The sequence below is a fragment of the Photorhabdus luminescens subsp. luminescens genome, assembly GCF_001083805.1.
Taxonomy (GTDB): Bacteria; Pseudomonadota; Gammaproteobacteria; order Enterobacterales; family Enterobacteriaceae; genus Photorhabdus; species Photorhabdus luminescens.
The window spans coordinates 584808-606305 of record NZ_JXSK01000002.1; the positions used below are offsets into that span (position 1 = coordinate 584808).

The 21498-nt window shown below is 43.6% G+C and carries 17 protein-coding genes and 1 other RNA gene; 8 read left to right on the forward strand and 10 right to left on the reverse strand.

The window, feature by feature from the left end:
- Window positions 1-825: 825 nt before the first annotated feature.
- Window positions 826-1722, reverse strand: coding sequence for a LysR family transcriptional regulator (locus TI10_RS07485; RefSeq protein ID WP_049582680.1), 897 nt, complete (start codon window positions 1720-1722; stop codon window positions 826-828).
- Between the two features lie 110 nt (window positions 1723-1832).
- Between TI10_RS07485 and TI10_RS07490 the strand changes: the two genes are divergently transcribed.
- Window positions 1833-2534, forward strand: coding sequence for a pirin family protein (locus TI10_RS07490; RefSeq protein WP_049582681.1), 702 nt, complete (start codon window positions 1833-1835; stop codon window positions 2532-2534).
- A 52-nt stretch (window positions 2535-2586) separates the two neighbouring features.
- Here the strand turns inward: TI10_RS07490 and rnpB are convergent.
- Window positions 2587-2963, reverse strand: an RNA gene (gene rnpB / locus TI10_RS23140) — RNase P RNA component class A.
- A gap of 77 nt (window positions 2964-3040) precedes the next feature.
- Window positions 3041-3907 (reverse strand): 16S rRNA (cytidine(1402)-2'-O)-methyltransferase, encoded by an 867-nt coding sequence (rsmI, locus tag TI10_RS07495; protein WP_049582682.1) that lies wholly within the window; start codon window positions 3905-3907, stop codon window positions 3041-3043.
- 63 nt (window positions 3908-3970) lie between these two features.
- Here rsmI and TI10_RS07500 point away from each other — a divergent pair, with 63 nt between their 5' ends.
- The 4 genes from TI10_RS07500 (at window position 3971) to dolP (ending at window position 7372) form a co-directional block, all read left to right on the forward strand.
- Window positions 3971-5713 (forward strand): penicillin-binding protein activator, encoded by a 1743-nt coding sequence (locus TI10_RS07500; protein ID WP_049582683.1) that lies wholly within the window; start codon window positions 3971-3973, stop codon window positions 5711-5713.
- A 77-nt stretch (window positions 5714-5790) separates the two neighbouring features.
- Window positions 5791-6171: a YraN family protein gene (locus TI10_RS07505; protein ID WP_049582684.1), complete on the forward strand. Its 381-nt coding sequence runs from the start codon at window positions 5791-5793 to the stop codon at window positions 6169-6171.
- Window positions 6172-6195: 24 nt separating this feature from the next.
- Window positions 6196-6786, forward strand: a complete 591-nt coding sequence (diaA, locus tag TI10_RS07510; RefSeq protein WP_036780324.1) for a DnaA initiator-associating protein DiaA — start codon at window positions 6196-6198, stop codon at window positions 6784-6786.
- A 10-nt stretch (window positions 6787-6796) separates the two neighbouring features.
- On the forward strand, window positions 6797-7372 hold the full coding sequence (gene dolP, locus TI10_RS07515) for a division/outer membrane stress-associated lipid-binding lipoprotein (protein ID WP_049582685.1): 576 nt from the start codon (window positions 6797-6799) through the stop codon (window positions 7370-7372).
- A 133-nt stretch (window positions 7373-7505) separates the two neighbouring features.
- On the opposite strand, the gene mtgA is transcribed toward dolP, so the two are convergent.
- The 3 genes from mtgA to arcB form a co-directional block, all read right to left on the reverse strand.
- Window positions 7506-8231: a monofunctional biosynthetic peptidoglycan transglycosylase gene (gene mtgA / locus TI10_RS07520; RefSeq protein WP_049582686.1), complete on the reverse strand. Its 726-nt coding sequence runs from the start codon at window positions 8229-8231 to the stop codon at window positions 7506-7508.
- 4 nt (window positions 8232-8235) lie between these two features.
- Window positions 8236-8889 (reverse strand): isoprenoid biosynthesis glyoxalase ElbB, encoded by a 654-nt coding sequence (elbB, locus tag TI10_RS07525; protein ID WP_049582687.1) that lies wholly within the window; start codon window positions 8887-8889, stop codon window positions 8236-8238.
- A gap of 237 nt (window positions 8890-9126) precedes the next feature.
- Window positions 9127-11472 (reverse strand): aerobic respiration two-component sensor histidine kinase ArcB, encoded by a 2346-nt coding sequence (arcB, locus tag TI10_RS07530; RefSeq protein ID WP_049582688.1) that lies wholly within the window; start codon window positions 11470-11472, stop codon window positions 9127-9129.
- Between the two features lie 744 nt (window positions 11473-12216).
- Here arcB and gltB point away from each other — a divergent pair.
- The 3 genes from gltB to TI10_RS07545 all read left to right on the forward strand — a co-directional run bounded on the left by gltB (window position 12217) and on the right by TI10_RS07545 (window position 18847).
- Window positions 12217-16674, forward strand: a complete 4458-nt coding sequence (gene gltB, locus TI10_RS07535) for a glutamate synthase large subunit (protein WP_049582689.1) — start codon at window positions 12217-12219, stop codon at window positions 16672-16674.
- Window positions 16675-16683: 9 nt separating this feature from the next.
- Window positions 16684-18102: a glutamate synthase small subunit gene (locus TI10_RS07540; RefSeq protein ID WP_049582690.1), complete on the forward strand. Its 1419-nt coding sequence runs from the start codon at window positions 16684-16686 to the stop codon at window positions 18100-18102.
- 238 nt (window positions 18103-18340) lie between these two features.
- On the forward strand, window positions 18341-18847 hold the full coding sequence (locus TI10_RS07545) for a hypothetical protein (protein ID WP_049582691.1): 507 nt from the start codon (window positions 18341-18343) through the stop codon (window positions 18845-18847).
- A 50-nt stretch (window positions 18848-18897) separates the two neighbouring features.
- Here the strand turns inward: TI10_RS07545 and sspB are convergent, their stop codons facing one another.
- The 4 genes from sspB to rplM all read right to left on the reverse strand — a co-directional run bounded on the left by sspB (window position 18898) and on the right by rplM (window position 21243).
- Window positions 18898-19413, reverse strand: a complete 516-nt coding sequence (gene sspB, locus TI10_RS07550; protein ID WP_049582692.1) for a ClpXP protease specificity-enhancing factor — start codon at window positions 19411-19413, stop codon at window positions 18898-18900.
- A gap of 3 nt (window positions 19414-19416) precedes the next feature.
- A complete protein-coding gene (gene sspA / locus TI10_RS07555; protein ID WP_049582693.1) occupies window positions 19417-20058 on the reverse strand; it encodes a stringent starvation protein SspA in 642 nt (213 codons plus the stop codon).
- A gap of 348 nt (window positions 20059-20406) precedes the next feature.
- Window positions 20407-20799: a 30S ribosomal protein S9 gene (gene rpsI, locus TI10_RS07560; protein WP_011148146.1), complete on the reverse strand. Its 393-nt coding sequence runs from the start codon at window positions 20797-20799 to the stop codon at window positions 20407-20409.
- Window positions 20800-20814: 15 nt separating this feature from the next.
- The gene (gene rplM, locus TI10_RS07565; protein ID WP_011148147.1) at window positions 20815-21243 is read right to left on the reverse strand and encodes a 50S ribosomal protein L13; all 429 of its coding nucleotides are present in this window, start codon (window positions 21241-21243) and stop codon (window positions 20815-20817) included.
- Window positions 21244-21498: the final 255 nt, after the last annotated feature.

Consider the following 21498-nt stretch of genomic DNA (forward strand, 5'->3'; position numbering starts at 1 on the left):
TCTCAAATTTATTTAATTTACTTTCATAAGATTGACTAAAATCACCACATATTAAATTAAAAAATAGTCATAAAACCCTGTAAATCATTCTGTTATTTCATGAAAACTATAATCATTCCAGTATTAAATTATTATTTGGATAGCGATTCAACTTAAAGAAAACACATTTTTATTATTCAATTTTATGATTAACACCTTTTCTCAATTAATTATCCATTCTTATATCAAGTCCAACACAAAAATAAAAAATCAACATTATTCACTTAAATTAAAACTACTCCAACAATAGCCGAATTTCTTATATCATAAAAACCACAACGGTAATTCAATATTACAACATTGGTTTTAAATATATAAAAATTTATTTTTTAAATTATAGCAAAAAATTAAAAACCACATGTTCGCTAATTAAGTAACTTTGTTTTCATCCCGCCCAAAATGCCTATGCCAGATATTCGCATAACTCTTCATTTAATAAGCAAATAGGTAAGGAAAATAAAATACAAATCAATTATTTATACCATTATTTATTTAATACCATCTTATGCTACTGGAGCCGAAAAATTAAAGGATATTTGCGATAGTAAATTAATTCCTAATACATCTATAAGCAGTATAAATATTACAAGCAACCAAAATAGAAATGGACCCGCCATAAATGTATTAATAGAGAAACAACGGTATAATACATATTGACTGCTCCCCGCCCTATCGAAACTATCGCAAAAGGCGAGGGTTGACGGCGTTTTTCGCTAAGCAATCATCAAATCATGTTCTTACAGCCTATATTCTAATTTGATTGCTCATATAATAGATAGCTTCTACTTACCGACTAACAAACAATTTAGGGATTTCCCGCAAACACCAAGACTTAGCTTCCCCCATACTGTCTCGTCGCCATGCCATAATGACATTTGTATCATGACTGTATTCAGAGCTAATCACCCGCAAACGGCCCTCAATAATATCTTGTTCCACCATAGGATAAGGCATGGTAGCAACTCCTAGCCCAGCTAAGAGAGCCCGGCGTTTATCTTCCAGAGAGCTTACTGTCAAACGCTGTTGCTTATCTAACAATTGAACCGTCAATACTGGGCGCTCCCTCGCTGTATCTGCTACAGCAATACCACGGTACTTCACCCTTGTGACATCGGACAAAGGCTCCGGCTCTTGATGTATAGGATGATCAGGGCTAGCGACATAAACATTGGTAATGCTATAAAGCTGACGTGAATTAATTTCTGCCGACGCGCGAAAATGCATATCTGGTGCAATAACAATATCCGCCCGACCAGTTTCCAACCTCTCCCATGCACCAGCCAAAACCTCCGTCAATAAAGAGAGCTGAGTATTCGATTTTTGAGCAAGTTTACCCACTAACGGGAATAATGAAGAAGCCGGAACTAATGCTTCACAAACAATTGTCATGTGAGTTTCCCAACCTCTCGCTAATGCTTCTGCATCAGCGGTTAATTTGTCAGCAGCTTCAAGCAATTGACGTCCACGCTCAAGCAACATACGACCAACATTGGTGAATTTAGTTCTGTGACCCGAACGGTCAAACAGTACCACATCCAACTCCTCTTCTAATTTTTGCATCGTATAGCTAAGTGCAGAAGGAACACGGCCAAGCTCATCAGCAGCCGCAGCAAAACTTCCCCGCCGGTCAATCGCATCCATGACCCGGAGAGATTCCAGTGTAAGCGCTCGTTCTTTGCTCATATTTTTCTCAATCAGGAAATTTGAATATGGTGACCAGATTAACTGGCTAACATTTCGCCGTCCAGATAATTACTATTCTTAGTGTGTGTTTTTTTAAGGTAACCGCCATCATGATTATAAATAGAACAGCAAAACAATGTGGGAAAGCTGACTATGGTTGGCTACAGGCTCGTTATACATTTTCATTTGGCCACTATTTTGACCCAAAGTTTTTAGGTTATGGCGCACTACGTGTACTCAATCAAGAAGTCATCGCCCCCAAAGCCGCTTTCCAACCGAAATCCTATCCACATGTGGATATATTAAATATTATTCTACAAGGTGAAGCAGAATACCGTGACAGCGAAGGCAACTACATCAGAGCCCGCAAGGGAGAATGTTTACTATTTTCTACCCGTCAAGGCATTAGTTACAGTGAACATAATGCCAGCACTAATAAGCCACTGACGCGCTTGCAGCTTTGGCTGAATGCCTTTCCTCAGCAGGAAAGCTTACCATTGCAACGAATGGAGTTACCAGAACAACCATTAGCTATGCTAGCTTCTCCAACCGCAGAAGATGGCAGTATGCAATTACGTCAACAAGTTTGGGTAAATCATATTTTCCTTACTAAAAATCAATCTCATCATCTGCAATTAAAAGGAAAGAATGCCTATCTGCAATCCCTAAACGGCAATATAAAAATAAGAGGCAATTCCAAGGATAATACTTTGATTAAATGCGGAGATGGCGCTTTTATTCATGAAGAAAGTCGCCTGGTTTTGAAAGCAGATACTGAATTTCAGGGGCTATTAATCGAGCTGGCCGCTTAAAAAGCTTAAAAAAGCGAAAGCCCCATCAGATTCAAACCTAATGGGGCTAAATTTTTGAAGTTGACCGATAAGCCGGGTTCTGTCGTGGACAGCCATTCATCTAGGCCAGCACTTACGCACTGGCTCAAGCAGCCTACCCGGGTTCGATACGGGCCGTACCTAATGAACCCCTATTTGGCCTTGCTCCGGGTGGAGTTTACCGTGCCACGGACTGTTACCAGCCGCGCGGTGCGCTCTTACCGCACCCTTTCACCCTTACCTGATCCTACATTAAATAGGCCATCGGCGGTTTGCTCTCTGTTGCACTGGTCGTGGGCTTTCACCCCCCAGACGTTATCTGGCACCCTGCCCTGTGGAGCCCGGACTTTCCTCTCCTCTACCCATCGTCCAAAGGATTAATGGTAAAGCAGCGACTGTCTAGTCAACTCCGCGGCGGATTATAAGGGGTTTACCTAACGATGTATAGACGTTTACTGATTATCTGCCCTGTTTATCAGCAATTACCATTATTCTTCACTCTGTCCCAACCCATGACGATAAAGTGCATTTTTCTTCACGCCATGAATCTCTGCCGCCAATGCAGCCGCTTTTTTCAATGGCAATTCTTGTTGAAGAAGCGCCAATGTTCTTAATGCCTCAGGAGGCAAAACATCATCATCCGGTTTTTTATAGCCTTCAACGATCAATACCATTTCACCGCGACGACGAGTTTCATCTCCCTTAACCCACGTCAAAAGTTCACCTACTGGCATTCCCTGGATGGATTCCCAAGTCTTTGTCAATTCCCGCGCCAAAACGACGTAACGCTCAGCTCCCCACACTTCAACCATGTCTTCCAAACTTTCGATCAAACGATGAGTAGACTCATAAAAAATTAATGTGCGCGACTCCTTTTCCAAAGCCCGCAAAGTATCACTCCGACTCTTACGTTTTGCAGGCAAAAATCCTTCGTAACAGAAACGATCTGATGGCAACCCCGCAGCAGACAAGGCGGTTATCGCCGCACAAGGCCCTGGCAGCGGGACAACATGAATACCGGCTTCACGACAACGGCGAACCAGATGATAACCAGGATCATTAATCAGGGGCGTTCCTGCATCAGAGACTAATGCAATACTTTGCCCTTGTTGAAGTTTTGTAATTAATTGATCTGCTTTCTGCTGTTCATTATGATCATGAAGTGCGAACATGCGCGCATTAATGGCAAAATGTTGAAGCAACAAGCCAGTATGTCGCGTATCTTCGGCAGCAATCAGATCGACATGCTCAAGAACTTCAAGCGCACGCTGAGTGATATCACCCAAGTTTCCAATGGGGGTTGGCACAACATATAGCGTGGATGTCGTAACCACTGCTCGATTAGGTTGATTCATTGTTTCATCCGAATAGCCGATTTAAAATTGAGCATCTTTGAAAAAAACATCGCTGGATACAGTATGCTTTCCTCAATTTTTGTGCGTATCAAAACTGGTTTAGTCTGTTCAGCTATGCTGGCAGTTATGATCATCGCAGGATGTACCGTGCCTGACCAACAGGGGCAACAACCTTCGCAAACTCAGGACAAAATCAGTACAGAAATCGCCCGTTATCAATCCATCATTGATGCCGCTCATGGCGAACCTTCTCTTGATGTTATCCGTGCTTATATCGCTCAGGAACCACTTCTGAAAGAGAATGCGATTCATCAAAAAAATGTTGATGATACCTGGCAAATGCTGACCCGTCTTTCACCACAAGAACGCCGTGGGTTAGTCATCAACGCTGATGAAAATGTTCTGCAAGGCTGGCTGGACTTACTCAGTGCCTATCAGGATAACAAACAGGACTCTGACAAACTACAGGCAGCTATCCATGACTGGAAAATTCGTTATCCACAAAACCCTGCCGCACTGTCACTCCCAACTCAGTTACAGCAGGCAGCCATCCAACAGCAAGATACAAATATCCGTATTGCTCTGTTCTTGCCATTAAGCGGTCAAGCAAAAGTATTCGGTGAAGCCATTCGCCAAGGTTTTCTTGATGCTCAGGCTGGTTTACCAAGTGCATCATTACCAACAGAAAACCCAGAAAATTTATCTATAGCAGACAACAATAGTGTGTCAGATGGCGTGGTTTCTACCGATATGTCCCTCAGTGAGGTATCGCCCATAGAATCAACAACGCCAACCCTTCAGACAACACCTGTCATAGCCAATGCGCCGATTAATACACAACAGGTCAAAATCTATGACACAGCAAGCCAGCCATTGGAAAATTTATTAATTCAGGCTAAGCAGGACGGCGTGAATTTAGTTGTCGGACCGTTACTGAAACCCGATGTGGTTAAACTCGTTCAGATAAATACTTCATTAAATATGCTAGTACTCAACGAGTTAGATAATGCTCAACCACAACCTAATATCTGCTATTTCTCCTTATCGCCAGAAGATGAAGCGAAAAACGCCGCGGAACACATTTGGCAGCAACAGAAACAGAATCCTCTGATTTTAGTCCCCAGAGGGACTTTTGGCGACCGCATTGCTAAAGCCTTTGCACAGGAATGGCAAAAACAAGGGGGGCATACTGTTCTGCAACAAACCTTTGGCTCCTCCGCCGAATTGAAACAATTAATTAATAGAGGTACGGGCATTCGCCTGACCGGAACAGCCGTCAATATTACAAGCAATCAACCTACATCAATCGCCATTGGTGATTTGGAAATCCCTCAGATAAACACCAATGTCGTTCCTGCCTCTACTGGCGGCCCAATAGATGCAGTTTATGTTGTTTCTACCCTGGATGAACTAACGCTGATTAAGACAATGATTGATATGGCAATCAGTTCCCGTGATAAGCCCGCCCTTTACGCCAGTTCCCGCAGTAATCAGGCTGGCGTTGGTCCCGATTTCCGCCTGGAGATGGAAGGAATGCAATTCAGTGATATTCCCTTAATCGCCGGCGCTAACCTGCCGCTGATGCAACAAGCAGCCAGTAAATTTGCAAATGATTACTCTTTGATGCGTCTTTACGCTATGGGCATTGATGCCTGGTCATTAGCAAATCAATTCAGTCAGGTTCAGCTTCAAAGTGATTTCCATCTCAATGGTGCTTCCGGGGTGCTGTCCGTTCAGGAAAATTGCACCATTTTCCGACAGCTCTCATGGATGAAATATCATCAAGGCCAAATTACGGCTATTTAATTAAGTAAATTGCCGCTTGTTACCAAGCGGCCTTTCAATTCAAGTGACTCATTTCAGAATGAAAATAAAAAAGCAGGATGAAAATAAAAAAACTGACAAGTTATTTGCTAGGACATCACTATGAAGCACAGGCAAAGTTGTTTTTACAAAAACAAGGATTATCTTTTATCGCCGCAAATGTGAAAGTTCGCGGCGGTGAAATTGACCTGATTATGAAAGACAAGCAAACTTGGGTTTTTATTGAAGTCCGCTTCCGCAAATCAGGACAACATGGAGATGCACTGGCGACAATCACCCATAGCAAGCGTAAAAAATTATTACACGCTGCCGCAATATGGCTGTTGCAACGGGGTGAATGTTTTGAAACCTCTTCTTGTCGCTTTGATATTTGTGCTATTACTGGTCAACAATTTGAATGGTTGCAAAATGCCTTCAATCAAGATGAGTTCACTCGTTAAAATGATACTGAGTAGGTTATAAACGTGCTGGATAGAATTAAAGTCTGTTTTACAGAAAGTATTCAAACTCAGATTGCCGCCGCGGAAGCATTACCTGATGCTATTTCGCGAGCTGCAATGATGATGGTTCAATCATTACTGAATGGTAACAAAATTCTTTGCTGTGGTAATGGCGGCTCAGCCGCAACAGCTCAACGGTTTGCTGCCAATATGATCAACCGGTTTGAGACTGAACGTCCAAGCCTGCCTGCATTGTCGCTTAACGCAGACAATGTGGTCATCACCGCCATTTCAAGCAATAAACAGCATGATGAAATTTATGCTAAACAGGTACGGGCATTAGGTCAGCCAGGCGATGTGTTATTAGCGATTTCCACGCATGGCAATAGCCGTGATATTGTTAAAGCCGTTGAAGCCGCTGTAACCCGCGATATGACGATTGTCGCCCTTACCGGCTACGACGGCGGCGAGCTTGCCGGCTTACTCGGGCCACAAGATGTAGAGATTCGTATTCCATCTCATCGTAGTGCCAGAATTCAAGAAGTTCATATGCTAACAGTTAACTGCTTATGTGACTTAATCGATAATACACTCTTTCCCCATCAGGATGACTAAGGAGCCAATAATGCGATTTTTCTCCCTATTAGCTACGATTTGCACTGCTGTGATGTTACAGGGGTGTATTGGCGCAGTCGTGGTAGGCTCTGCCGCCGTAGCGACTAAAACAGCAACCGATCCCCGAACAATTGGTCAACAAGTTGATGATAGTACCCTCGAAGCCCGTGTCAGTAATGCGCTTAACAAAGATAAGCAACTCAAAGAGCAAACCCGTATTATTACCACCGCCTATCAAGGAAAAGTTTTACTGACAGGTCAAAGCCCAGATTCAAACCTTTCAGACCGAGCTAAACAGATAGCATCGCGGGTTGATGGAGCACACACTGTTTACAATGAAATTCGTCAGGGGAAACCGGTTGCATTAAGTACGGCTTCTAAAGATACCTGGATTACAACTAAAGTACGCTCAAAAATCTTGGCTAGTGACTCAGTTAAGTCTTCTAACATAAAAGTCGTTACGGAAAACGGGGAAGTCTTTTTATTAGGCATTCTGACCAGACAAGAAGGTAACGCCGCTGCGAAAATTGCCAGCGAAACTAACGGTGCTAAGCGGATAACAACCGCATTCACTTATTTGAATTAAACACATTGATTGAAGATGATGACACGATAAATCTGTCAAACATCCAGGTATTAGGCCGCGTCATTTTTTGGCGCCGGCGTTTTACCCTTATTCATCATCCAACGTCAAACCGAATAATCTCCCGATTCTTCCCTCAATCATTTCTCATTAACCCATTTTTCTCCAGATAATTCACCCCGCCCAACAGCCGCATTTGCCGCAAAATCCATTGTTGACGCCGTAAAACATAAGCCGAAGGCGCATTAACTTTATAGCGGTGTGGATTAGGCAATACAGCAGCAAGTAAAGCAGCTTCTGATGCCGTCAATTTACTGGCTGATTTATGAAAATAGTGTCTGGATGCCTCTTCAACACCAAAAATTCCATCACCAAATTCTGCTATGTTAAGGTAAACAGTCAGAATTCTACTTTTTGACCATCCCAGTTCTATGACAAAGGTCATTCCGGCTTCCAACCCTTTTCTTAACCAGCTACGTCCATCCCACAAAAATAAATTCTTAGCCGTTTGCTGAGAAATCGTTGAAGCCCCTCTGAGCCTTCCAGAATTATTTTGATTACGTTCAAGTACGCTTTCGATAGCATCAAAGTCAAATCCCCAATGTTGTGGAAATTTTTGATCTTCCGCAGCAATAACAGCCAATGCGATATTTGGCGATATTTGCCCCTGCCCTACCCAGTCAGAACGAGATACATAAGAAAAATTAAATAATAACCAAGCGCTAATCTGGCGCTCAACCATAACCATAGAAAACGGCACTGGCAAAAATGAAAATGCAACAACAGAAACTATCCATAAGATAACAACTGAGATTACGATTTTTTTAAGCCAGTACCATAAAAATTGAAAAGGATTTCGCATCCAGTTACTCAGTCATTTCCAATACTTTTCTGACAAGTTTATCAATTCCAACTTCTGCCTGAGAAATAGATTCAGCAAGCATGTAGGCTGGTGTTGTCACAATTTTGTTTTCTAAATCAACAACAACATCATTTACCTCACAAATCATATGGGCACCTCCCATTGCCTCTATTTGAGCAACCGTTTCAGGATCATTGCCGACAGTTAGTTTCACCGGTTTATTAAGTAATTTTGGCAACATAACAGGCGCAATGCACATCAATCCCATTGGTTTATGTTGCTTATGCATAGCCCTTACCAAACTTAATAAATCCTTATTTATTTCGCAATCAACTGTCTTAACGGCAAAGTCACATAAATTCTTCGCGACACCAAATCCCCCAGGAATTATCAGGGCATCAAATTCATCCGCATTTGCTTGTGATAAAGGCTTAATTTTTCCCCGCGAAATACGGGCTGATTCCTGTAGGACGTTACGCTCTTCCCCCATTTCTTCACCGTTAATATGATTAATAACATGAAGTTGTGGTACGTCAGGTGCAAAAAAGCTCGTTTTAACACCTAAACGGTCTAAAGAAAGCATAGTTAATACTGACTCATGAATTTCGCTACCATCGAAGACACCACATCCACTTAAGACAACCGCAACTGATTTCATACCCCACTCCATTTGTAGTAGATTATTGCTTAACCCTTTAGGGGGTTAAACACCAATCTTCATCACAGATTTTAATGAATCTTGTAACAAAAAATCTTATCTTTGCTATGTTGGTACTTGTATGATGTACGGAGAATTCCCCATTTACTCGCCACAACCAAAGATCTATCAGATAGGCGTGTAAAAAGTTTTCCCTGGTGTTGGCGCAGTATTCGCGCACCCCAACCTCGGTTGGGGTTATTTTTTTTCAGCGTCCGCCAACCATTCTCTCAAAATTTCCGTATCGTTTCTCCATTCTTGCTTTAACTCATCAACCCATTCCTGAACATTGTCCCACCATGCAGGTAAATCAGGTGATTGAATCTGCTGAGCCAGTTGCTGTAAATGACGCAATCCAACCGATCCCGCAGCACCTTTTATCTTATGCGCTTCCTCGGTAATACCTTTCTGGTCTTTAGCTGTCATGTTCGAGTCAAGAACAGACAAGTAACCTGGCATCATCTTTTCAAACACACTCAGACTATTGCGAATCAATTGGGGCCCAACGAGCTCGATGTATTGGTTAAGCATTTCTGCATCAAGTAAATCTTCATCTTTTTTCATCAATCCTGACTCCTCTTCTGCCGATTGCATATGATGCACAGACTGTTCCCCCCAATATTGTTCAATAATGGCAGTTAACGCATTCACAGAAAGAGGCTTACTTAACACACCATTCATACCTGCATCCAGATACTCTTTTTTGTCTTTTAAAACATTTGCCGTCAGTGCAATCAATGGAGGCAGATCTTTTTTGGCATATCGCTGACGTAATTCACGGGCAATATCTAATCCAGTCATATCGGGTAACTGAATATCCAGCAATACCAGATCGAACTCTTCTGGCTCAAACATTTCTAGCGCATCTTTACCATTCATGGCGACTTCTACGCTGTTACCCAATTTCTCCAGTACAGAGCGAGCAACAATCACATTTAGCTCAATATCTTCTACCAATAAGATATGCAAAGCCGGAAGTGGGCAATCTTCTGTATCTTCTTCGCATAGAGGACTATCCTCCATAGCAGGCGCTATGATAGACAGCGTAAATCGAGAACCTTGTCCCGGCTCACTTTCCACCACAATATCCCCTCCCATACTTTGGGCTAAACGCTTAGATACCGCCAATCCAATACCGGTTCCTGTTGCAGGACAACCACCATGACTGCCTTTCACTTGATAATACATCGCAAAAATCTTCTCTTGCTCATCATATGGGATACCAATCCCCGTATCTGTGACTTCAAACAGCAAGAGTTCCCCTGCTTCGTACCAGATCCGCACATTAATCTCCCCTTTTTGGGTAAATTTCACTGCATTGCCAATCAAGTTCCACAGAATTTGGCGCAAGCGAGTACCATCTGTCATGATTCTGGCAGGCAGCGGCAGTTCTGGATTCATTACAAATTTAATATTTTTCGGTTGCGCCAGCAGCCCAGAGAGGTTTTCTAGATCGGATATAAAACCGGTAAAATCAATTGGCTGATTATCAATCTGCACTTTACGCCGTTCAATTTTATCCATTTCAATAATGTCATTGAAAATATTACCAAGCGTGATCGCACTGACATGTATCGTTTTCAGATAGTTATTTTGCTCAGACGTCAACTCAGTATCAAGCAGAATACGGCTCAAACCAACAATGCCATTTAAGGGAGTACGAAGCTCATGGCTAATCGTTGAGATAAAAGTCGTCTTATCCCTACTTGCATTCTCCAAAGCGTCCTGATAGCGCTTACGTTCCGTTATATCGCGCCCAAATCCCATAAGCCCGTGTCTTTTTCCCACTCGATCATAAAAAGGGACTTTCCGAAGCTCAAAACAGGCCTTTCGACCATCGGGATAAACCAGCCATTGCTCATAAGTGAGCGCAACATTATGACGGAATACTTTTTCATCGGTTTTCATCACTTTGCGAGCAACTTCTTTGTCATAAACGTCGTTTGGCGTCAGCCCGACAAGTTGTTTCTGACTTTTCCCCGTCAGCAACTCCATCGCCCGATTACAACCAGAAAACTTATTATTCTCATTGCGGTAATAAACCAAATCAGGGGAAGCATCGAGAAAAGATTTCAACAATATAGATTGCTGTTCCAATTCAATCTGCGTCTGCTCACGGTGTTTCATCTCTTCTTTGAGTTTATCCAACAAGATCAGATGCGCCTGCTCGGCTTTCTCCCTGACAGAGATCTCCTGATTAAGCTTAATAATGTTATCTTTTAATTGCTGGTTAAGTTCCCGATCACGCTGACGCATAACTTCCAACTTTTCAACTAACTTGGATAATCGTTGGCGGGACTCTTCAAGTTGCTCAACCACAACCGAAAGAAAATAGACTGCCCAAGGCGTAATCAACAAACCAAAAAAGATTGAACGAACTAAATCAATACTTTGCACTCCTCCTTGAAGCAGAAAAGTGACCACCATCTGTACACCCATCGCAAGAACGACCAATGCGGATGCAAGCAGTAATGAAAAGCGCACTAACCCCAATTTCATCATTAAATCAACATAATATTGGGCCAGGCCCCTGAGCAGCTTCATTTCATAAAGACTCCCTTAAAATATGACCATTCCAGATCATACCGTAAAAGACCGGCCACTTCGTTGAAGGAATAACAGAAATTGTTGACCTGGTAAAACAATAGTATTATTTAATAGTTTTAGTTATGACTTCCCAAACATTATTCTGGCTTTTTACTCCTGCCGGTCTTTTCGCACAAGCCAAATATGAATAAATAATCGAATACATTGATAAAATAAGCATAAAATTCTTTTTTACTCTGCTAATACCCCCAAAAAGATAAAACTTTATTCTTATAAAGGAACAAAAATATATATTTATTTGGTAAAGTTTACATTAGCAAGCCTTTAAATCTAATAAATGAAAGTTTAACAGCATATACAAAACAGATATTACACTAATATTAGTGATATAAATCACATTAAAATCCTAACATGATCTATATCACACAACTCTAATATTAATTTTTTTATTTATAAATCATAATATTAACTTTACTTACCACCTACCCTTATCTTATGCCGGTGATATTTGACCTGCTTTATATTTCTAGTTAACTTGGAAAGTCACTGGAAATCATCTGTCAGATTCTCATCTGAACCATAATTATGCAGTGACACAATATCATTTAAGTCACCACCTGTTTATCACAAATAAACAAGTGGTGGTTGATTGAGGGCGCAATTCAGACGCCAGTAAAAATATTAATCTCACAAATGTCTGTGAGTTTCTGTGAGAGTCGGACAGAACCTCGGGAGGTTCATATGCTATATAACAAATCTCAAGAAAAGGATAACTGTGGCTTTGGATTGATAGCCCATATTGAAGGGGAGCCAAGCCACAAAGTAGTACGTACCGCTATCCACGCCTTAGCAAGAATGCAACATCGTGGGGCAATCCTGGCAGATGGCAAAACCGGTGATGGTTGTGGTTTATTATTGCAAAAACCTGACCGTTTTTTTCGGATGGTCGCACAGGAGCAAGAGTGGCATTTAGCCCGCAATTACGCCGTCGGCATGCTCTTTCTTAGCCAAGATCATCAGGTTGCGCAAAACTGCCGGGAAATCGTCGAACAAGAGCTACAAAATGAAACTCTGTCAGTCGTCGGCTGGCGTGAAGTTCCTATCAACAGTGACATTCTGGGCGAAATAGCCCTTTCAAGCCTCCCCCGTATCGAACAGATTTTTGTTAACGCTCCAGCAGGCTGGCGTGCACGTGATTTAGAACGCCGTTTGTTCGTTGCTCGCCGCCGAATAGAAAAGCGCATTAACGACAACGATTTTTATGTTTGCAGTTTGTCCAATCTGGTGACTATCTATAAAGGGCTATGCATGGCGGCAGATTTGCCCCGTTTCTATCCCGATCTGGCTGATTTACGTTTGGAATCGGCAATTTGCCTATTCCACCAGCGCTTCTCAACCAATACCGTCCCACGCTGGCCATTAGCACAACCTTTCCGCTATCTTGCCCATAACGGCGAAATAAACACCATCACCGGCAACCGCCAGTGGGCACGAGCAAGAGCCTATAAATTCAAAACACCGCTTATTCCCGATCTGCAAACTGCCGCCCCTTTTGTAAACGAAACAGGGTCAGATTCCAGCTCGCTGGATAACATGCTGGAACTGTTTCTCAACGGCGGAATGGATTTAATCCGTGCTATGCGATTATTGGTTCCTCCCGCATGGCAGAACAATCCTGATATGGATGAGGATCTGCGGGCTTTTTTTGATTTCAACTCCATGCACATGGAACCGTGGGATGGCCCTGCGGGTATCGTTATGTCAGATGGACGCTATGCTGCCTGTAATCTGGATCGTAATGGCTTGCGCCCGGCCCGCTATGTTATCACCAAAGATAAGTTGATCACCTGTGCTTCCGAAGTCGGCATCTGGGATTATCAACCGGATGAAGTGGTGGAAAAAGGGCGAGTTGGTCCCGGTGAGCTTATCGTGATTGATACCCGCCAAGGCCGTATTCTTCATGCAGAAGAAACAGACAACGACTTGAAAAGCCGCCATCCCTATAAAGAATGGATGGATAAAAACGTCAAGCGCCTCACCCCATTTGAAGAATTATTGGAAGATCAAGCTGGTCACCGGGATCTGAACGATCAATCGTTAGCGATCTATCACAAACAATTTGCCTACAGCAACGAAGAGTTAGATCAAATCATCCGTGTCCTGGGAGAGAATGGTCAGGAAGCAACCGGCTCAATGGGGGATGATACACCGTTTGCCGTCCTTTCCAGCCGTCCACGGATCATTTATGACTATTTCCGCCAGCAATTTGCTCAAGTGACTAATCCGCCAATCGACCCACTACGCGAAGCACATGTTATGTCTCTCACCACCTGCATTGGGCGGGAGATGAACGTATTTTGTGAAGCAGAGGGGCAGGCACACCGATTAAGCTTTAAATCCCCGATTCTGCTCTACTCTGATTTTCATCAATTAATAACGCAACAAAGTCCACACTATCGCGCAGAACGATTAGACCTAACTTTCAATCCACAAGAAACTCATCTGCAAAATGCCCTGTTTGCATTGTGTGACCAAGCTGAACAACTCGCCAGAGATGGCACGGTATTGTTGGTATTATCTGACCGCAACATTACTTCGGAGAAGTTACCCATACCAGCGCCTATGGCTGTTGGCGCTATTCAACACCGTTTGGTAGAAAAAAACCTACGCTGTGATACTAACCTGATAGTAGAAACAGCAAGCGCCCGTGATCCACACCATTTCACTGTACTACTGGGATTTGGCGCAACAGCGATTTATCCCTACCTGGCTTATGAATCACTGGCCAAAATGGTCGATAATGGCACCATTAATAAACCCTACGCTGATGTCATGCTCAACTACCGCAATGGTATCAATAAAGGGTTATATAAAATCATGTCGAAAATGGGCATCTCGACTATCGCCTCCTATCGCTGCTCTAAACTATTTGAAGCTGTCGGCTTACATTCCGAATTAACTGAATTTTGCTTCAACGGCGTCGTCAGCCGAATTGGCGGTGCTAATTTCAGCGATTTTGAGCAGGATCTGCGAAACTTATCCAAACGTGCATGGCTTGCTCGTCAACCACTCGATCAGGGCGGATTGCTGAAATATGTTCATAACGGCGAATACCACGCTTATAACCCGGATGTTGTCAGCACTTTACAGTCTGCGGTTCATAGCGGCGAATATAACGATTACTTGAAATATTCTCGTCTGGTTAATCAACGCCCAATTACCACAATCCGTGATTTACTGGCGCTAAAAACAAAAGCTGAACCGATACCTATTGAAGAAGTAGAACCTGCCGAGGAGTTGTTTAAACGCTTTGATACCGCTGCGATGTCGATTGGCGCATTAAGCCCCGAAGCACACGAAGCTCTGGCGGAAGCCATGAATACGCTAGGTGGTTTTTCCAATTCCGGCGAAGGTGGAGAAGATCCCGCACGTTATGGAACAAAAAAAGTTTCCCGTATCAAACAAGTTGCTTCCGGTCGATTCGGTGTGACACCTGCTTATCTGGTCAATGCTGATGTGATTCAGATTAAAGTCGCGCAAGGTGCTAAACCTGGAGAAGGCGGGCAATTACCGGGTGATAAGGTAACACCATATATTGCAAAACTGCGTTATTCCGTACCCGGCGTAACACTTATTTCTCCACCACCACACCACGATATTTACTCGATTGAAGATTTGGCTCAGTTGATTTTCGATCTAAAACAGATCAACCCCAATGCACTGATCTCAGTAAAACTGGTTTCAGAACCCGGTGTTGGTACTGTTGCCACTGGCGTTGCCAAAGCTTATGCCGATTTAATTACTATCGCAGGTTATGATGGCGGTACCGGAGCCAGTCCATTGTCATCGGTGAAGTATGCCGGGTGCCCTTGGGAATTGGGGCTGGTGGAAACCCAACAAGCGCTAGTTGCTAACGGATTACGCCATAAGATCCGCTTACAAGTTGACGGCGGTTTGAAAACAGGCACAGATATTATTAAAGCAGCCATTCTTGGCGCTGAAAGTTTCGGTTTCGGTACCGGCCCAATGGTTGCTCTTGGATGCAAATATCTGCGTATTTGCCATCTCAATAATTGTGCCACCGGGGTTGCCACTCAGGATGAGAAATTACGTCGCGACCACTACCACGGATTACCTGAACGAGTAATGAATTATTTCCGCTTTATCGCCCGTGAAACCAGAGAGATTATGGCTGCATTGGGTGTCAAAAAGCTAACTGATTTAATAGGCCGAACTGACCTGCTTGAAGTACTGGAAGGTATTTCAGCAAAACAGAGCAAACTCAATCTTGACCCGCTCTTGGCAACCGCAGAACCCCATCAGGGCAAAACATTATATTGCACTGAAAACAATCCACCATTCGATAATGGGGCATTGAATAAAAACTTATTGGCTCAAGCCTCTAGCTATATTGAGAACCAACAAAGTAAAACTTTCTATTTCGATATCCGTAATACTGATCGTTCAGTGGGCGCTTCCCTTTCCGGTTTTATCGCTGCTCGATATGGTAATCAGGGGATCGCCGCAGCGCCAATAAAAATTCATTTCAATGGTACTGCCGGTCAAAGTTTTGGTGTCTGGAATGCCAGCGGTCTGGAGCTAACACTTATCGGCGATGCCAATGATTATGTCGGTAAAGGTATGGCTGGCGGCCGTATTGTCATACACCCACCGGTGGGTTCTGCCTTCAAAAGCCATCAAGCAACCATCATTGGCAACACATGCCTCTACGGCGCAACCGGGGGCAAACTGTTTGCTGCCGGGCGAGCAGGAGAACGCTTCGCCGTTCGTAATTCAGGGGCGATTACAGTTGTAGAAGGTATCGGAGATAACGGCTGTGAATATATGACAGGAGGTATCGTCTGTATTCTCGGACGCACTGGAATAAATTTTGGCGCAGGAATGACTGGCGGCTTTGCTTATGTCCTGGATGAAAATGATGATTTCCGCAAACGGGTTAACCCAGAGTTAGTCGAAGTACTGGCAGTAGCTACCTTAGCTATCCACGAAGAACACTTGCGAGGGCTTATCACTGAGCACGTCCTCCTGACCGGCTCCCAGCGCGGTGAAGATATTCTTGCTAACTGGCAGCAATGGCTGAGCAAATTCGCGCTTGTAAAACCAAAATCCAGTGATGTGAAAGCCCTACTGGGACATCGCAGTCGTTCTTCCGCAGAGTTGCGAATTCAAGCGCAATAAGGAGCCAAGATGAGCCAGAATGTATATCAATTTATCGACTTACAACGCGTCGATCCGCCTAAAAAGCCGCTGAAAATCCGCAAAATAGAATTTGTGGAAATCTATGAACCATTTTCAGCAAATCAGGCACAGACACAGGCTGATCGCTGCCTTTCTTGTGGTAATCCTTATTGCGAATGGAAATGTCCCGTTCATAACTACATTCCCAATTGGCTTAAACTTGCCAATGAAGGACGTATTATGGAAGCGGCTGATTTATCCCATCAAACAAACAGCCTGCCGGAAGTTTGTGGTCGTGTTTGTCCACAGGATCGCCTTTGTGAAGGCGCTTGTACTCTGAATGATGAGTTCGGCGCAGTGACTATTGGTAATATTGAACGTTACATCAATGATAAAGCGATTGCTATGGGCTGGAAGCCCGATATGTCACAAGTTCAGCCAACAGGCAAACAAGTTGCGATTATTGGCGCAGGCCCCGCGGGACTAGCTTGTGCTGATGTATTAACCCGTAATGGCGTACAAGCCGTTGTTTTTGATCGTCATCCAGAAATCGGCGGCTTACTCACCTTTGGCATACCGGCGTTTAAACTGGAAAAAGAGGTCATGATACGCCGCCGTGAAATTTTCTCTGAAATGGGAATTGAATTCCGGCTTAATACTGAAATAGGCAAAGATATTGCCTTATCTGAACTGACTGAACAGTTCGATGCGGTATTCCTCGGTGTAGGAACCTATCAGTCAATGCGTGGAGGGCTGGCAAATGAAGATGCTGATGGCGTTTATGATGCTCTACCATTTCTGACTGCCAATACCCGGCACTTGATGGGTTATCCCGCCCTACAATCGCAACCTTTCATCAATATGCAAGGTAAGCGGGTCGTGGTGCTTGGCGGCGGCGATACTGCAATGGATTGTGTCAGAACCTCTATTCGCCAAAAAGCGGCTTCGGTGACTTGTGCTTATCGTCGTGACGAAATCAACATGCCAGGCTCCCAGCGCGAAGTCAAAAATGCCAAGGAAGAAGGCGTAGAATTTCTGTTTAATCTGCAACCTATCAATATTGAAATCAATCATTCAGGTCAAGTTTGCGGTGTAAAAATGGTACGGACTCAGTTAGGTCAACCTGATGAAAACGGGCGTCGCCAAGCTGAAATTATCGTTGGCTCGGAACATCTGCTCAAAGCCGACGCAGTGATTATGGCATTCGGCTTTAAACCACATACAATGAACTGGCTAAATGATCACCAAGTCGCCTTAGATAAACAGGGACGTATCATCGCGCCAGAGTACTCAGATATTCCTTTCCAAACCAGTAATCCACAAATATTTGCCGGCGGGGATGCCGTTCGTGGCTCAGATCTGGTTGTAACCGCAATTGCCGAGGGGCGTAAAGCCGCGCAAGGCATTCTTGACTACCTCAATATCTAATCAACCAAGGGAGCTTTTCAGCTCCCATCTCTTTCTATTATCAGTTCGATAACTTATATTAATTGGATTTCACTTAGACAAAAAAGTAAGTGAATTTAATGAACATTCCACATTTATTACTGTCATACATAATATTTTGGAATATTCTTTTTCATTAAGATGAGTATTAAATAAAGTATTCCAACTAACCGACACAAGTATCACGATGCTTATTCAACTATAAATACTGGAAATATTAATGCAGCTAATGAAAACCCTAATTTTATTATCTCCAATGCTGTTTATCAGCCACACGGCACTTGCTTTATCACAGCCATTGACTCCCCAAAACATTACTAAAGAAATTATAAACAGAGGTACCAATTCTGTAGCGGCAGAATTAGGGGAAATGGGGGCCAGGCAAGAAATCACTCACAACATCACTACTGGTGACAGCAACTGGATAAAACTGGCTTTTAAATTAACGCAAAGCACACACCTGGGTTTTGCCAAAGAGATACGCTACGCATTATCCCTAGCATTAATTAATAATCCTGTTGAGGTCCTTGCTAACACAGATAAAGAAAACAATATATCATTGGCTGATATCTGCACAATTCCACCAGAACTGGGGACCAAAGAGAATAAAATAGAGTTTATAAATAAGGTCAAAAAAAGCTTAGGCGCTATCGCAGATAGCGAAGCTAAAGGCAGAGCTGAAGAGTGTTTCTGGGCGTTAGAAAAAGCCTACAATACAGAATTCTAATCAATAAATTTGAAAAAAATAAGGAGGCAAATCGCCCCCTCTTTTAACGCTTATTTTACTACCCGTAAAGCAGGGCGACCTTTCGTCGGTTTGGGCGGCTCATCATCAGGTGAAGTTCCACTATCATCTTCAACATCGTGCAATGTATCCGTAACTAATACCAGATTATCGGCCACGGATGCAGAGGTATCGGCCCTATCCTGATCTGAAGCGGATTTAAAAAGATATTCATCTTTATAAGCTGCTTCAGGCTCAAACATCATTCCCGCCCCATTTTCACGGCCATAAATCGCTATAACTGCCGCCATCGGTACATTAACCCGACGGGGAACGCCGCCAAAACGGGCATTGAAGCGTACTTCATCATTGGTTAACTCAAGATTACCAACAGCTCTCGGCGCTATATTCAGCACAATTTGTCCATCGCGGGCATATTCCATTGGTACATTAACTCCACGTAAAGTCACGTCTATAACCAGATGAGGAGTCATATCATTATCGAGTAACCACTCGTAGTGAGCACGCAACAAATAAGGACGACGGGGAGACATTTGAGACAGCTCCATAAATCAGCTCCTGGATTGCAAGCGCATTTCACGTTCAACTTCGGTTAATGAAGCCAAGAATGCATCACGCTCAAAGACACGCTGCATGTAAATTTGTAAATCTTTGGTACCAGAGCTCGGTAACTCTATCCCCAATACCGGTAAACGCCATAGTAAAGGAGCAAGATAACAATCAACTAAACTGAATTCTTCGCTCATAAAGAATGGCATCTCTTTAAATATTGGCGTCACTGCCAGCAACTCTTCTGCTAATCGTTTACGGGCAGCATTGGCTTCTTGAGAATTGCCTTCCTCAATAGTATACATCAGGGAGTACCAGTCTTTTTCGATGCGGTACATCATCAAACGGCTGGAAGCACGGGCAACCGGATACACAGGCATTAATGGCGGATGAGGAAAGCGTTCATCCAGATATTCCATAATGATGCGGGAATCATATAGCGTCAGCTCACGATCAACCAAAGTCGGAACTGTCTGATAAGGGTTCAGATCGATAAGGTCCTGTGGCAGGTTACCCGCCTCAACCTGCTCAACTTCAACGCTGACACCTTTTTCCGCCAATACAATTCGCACTTGATGGCTAAAAATGTCGGCCGGGCCTGAAAACAGAGTCATTACCGAACGTTTGTTGGCAGCGACAGCCATGAAAACCTCCAAGTTTATCTAAAAAAGGAATGAATAGCCCCACACGACCACGACTATTCTTATTCATTCATTCTCACCCCTTATGTTTCTGCGCCGCAACGGTGAATACGGAATGCGTTACTCAACACAATGACTATCGTTTCAACACATATTACCGTTCCAACACAATTATTACCGTTTCAACGCAATTACTATCGTTCAGATAGTCGGCAGACAAATGGGTGAGGCAAAAATTGGCACTAGTTTACCAGATTTTGTACATTTTGGGGGAAGTGTATGGATAATTAAGTAAAAAACCCGCCGCAAAGACGGGTTTGCACATTAAATAATTGCCATAAAGACAAAAAATTAACGCTTGGAGAACTGTGGACGACGACGTGCTTTACGCAGACCAACTTTCTTACGTTCAACTTCACGAGCATCGCGGGTAACGAAGCCAGCTTTACGAAGATCAGAACGCAGAGTTTCGTCATACGCCATCAGTGCGCGGGTGATACCGTGACGGATTGCACCTGCTTGACCAGAAATACCACCACCTTTAACGGTGATGTACAGATCCAGTTTACCCAACATATCAACCAATTCCAGCGGCTGACGAACAACCATGCGCGCTGTTTCACGGCCGAAGTAAACTTCAAGGCTGCGTTTGTTGATGACGATATTGCCGCTACCTGGCTTAATAAAGACACGTGCGGAAGAGCTTTTGCGGCGACCAGTGCCGTAGTATTGATTTTCAGCCATTGCCTATAATCCCGATTAAATGTCCAGAACTTGCGGTTGCTGTGCCGCATGGTTGTGCTCGCTACCGGCGTAAACTTTCAGTTTACGGTACATTGCACGGCCCAGTGGCCCTTTTGGCAGCATGCCTTTAACCGCGATTTCAATTACACGCTCAGGACGGCGAGCAATCATCTCTTCAAAGGTCGCTTGCTTGATACCACCGATATGACCGGTGTGGTGATAGTAAATTTTATCAGAACGCTTGTTGCCGGTGACTGCAACTTTTTCTGCATTAACGATGATGATGTAATCACCGGTATCAACATGCGGAGTATATTCCGCTTTATGCTTGCCGCGCAGACGACGAGCCACTTCAGTTGCAAGACGGCCTAAAGTTTTGCCATCTGCGTCAACAACATACCAGTCGCGTTTTACGGTTTCTGGTTTAGCTGTAAAAGTTTTCATTAAAGCTTACCCAATAATAAGTTACACGTTGGTGAACACTCACGGTTCAGAAACTTGCTGAGGTTCACACGACTCTTGTCCAGCAAACCTACCCCTTCGAATAGCCTATGCCGGCACTATATACCCTTCATCTTTCAAGCTGCTGCTTTGTTGGCTGCTTTCACTCACCCCAGTCACATAGTTATCTATGCTCCTGGGGATTCGTTCACTTGCCGCCGCGCTGCAACTCGAAATCTATTAGGTATATGCAAGTTT

Bases quoted from the DNA above. Each gene is read 5' to 3' on its own strand.
- dolP (WP_049582685.1), top strand. From the start codon at position 6,797: ATGCGATTTTTCTCCCTATTAGCTACGATTTGCACTGCTGTGATGTTA.
- TI10_RS07490 (WP_049582681.1), top strand. From the start codon at position 1,833: ATGATTATAAATAGAACAGCAAAACAATGTGGGAAAGCTGACTATGGT.
- rpsI (WP_011148146.1), bottom strand. From the start codon at position 20,799: ATGGCTGAAAATCAATACTACGGCACTGGTCGCCGCAAAAGCTCTTCC.
- TI10_RS07500 (WP_049582683.1), top strand. From the start codon at position 3,971: ATGCTTTCCTCAATTTTTGTGCGTATCAAAACTGGTTTAGTCTGTTCA.
- TI10_RS07540 (WP_049582690.1), top strand. From the start codon at position 16,684: ATGAGCCAGAATGTATATCAATTTATCGACTTACAACGCGTCGATCCG.
- TI10_RS07505 (WP_049582684.1), top strand. From the start codon at position 5,791: ATGAAAATAAAAAAACTGACAAGTTATTTGCTAGGACATCACTATGAA.
- mtgA (WP_049582686.1), bottom strand. From the start codon at position 8,231: ATGCGAAATCCTTTTCAATTTTTATGGTACTGGCTTAAAAAAATCGTA.
- rsmI (WP_049582682.1), bottom strand. From the start codon at position 3,907: ATGAATCAACCTAATCGAGCAGTGGTTACGACATCCACGCTATATGTT.
- rplM (WP_011148147.1), bottom strand. From the start codon at position 21,243: ATGAAAACTTTTACAGCTAAACCAGAAACCGTAAAACGCGACTGGTAT.
- sspA (WP_049582693.1), bottom strand. From the start codon at position 20,058: ATGGCTGTCGCTGCCAACAAACGTTCGGTAATGACTCTGTTTTCAGGC.
- elbB (WP_049582687.1), bottom strand. From the start codon at position 8,889: ATGAAATCAGTTGCGGTTGTCTTAAGTGGATGTGGTGTCTTCGATGGT.
- TI10_RS07545 (WP_049582691.1), top strand. From the start codon at position 18,341: ATGCAGCTAATGAAAACCCTAATTTTATTATCTCCAATGCTGTTTATC.
- arcB (WP_049582688.1), bottom strand. From the start codon at position 11,472: ATGAAGCTGCTCAGGGGCCTGGCCCAATATTATGTTGATTTAATGATG.
- TI10_RS07485 (WP_049582680.1), bottom strand. From the start codon at position 1,722: ATGAGCAAAGAACGAGCGCTTACACTGGAATCTCTCCGGGTCATGGAT.
- gltB (WP_049582689.1), top strand. From the start codon at position 12,217: ATGCTATATAACAAATCTCAAGAAAAGGATAACTGTGGCTTTGGATTG.
- sspB (WP_049582692.1), bottom strand. From the start codon at position 19,413: ATGGAGCTGTCTCAAATGTCTCCCCGTCGTCCTTATTTGTTGCGTGCT.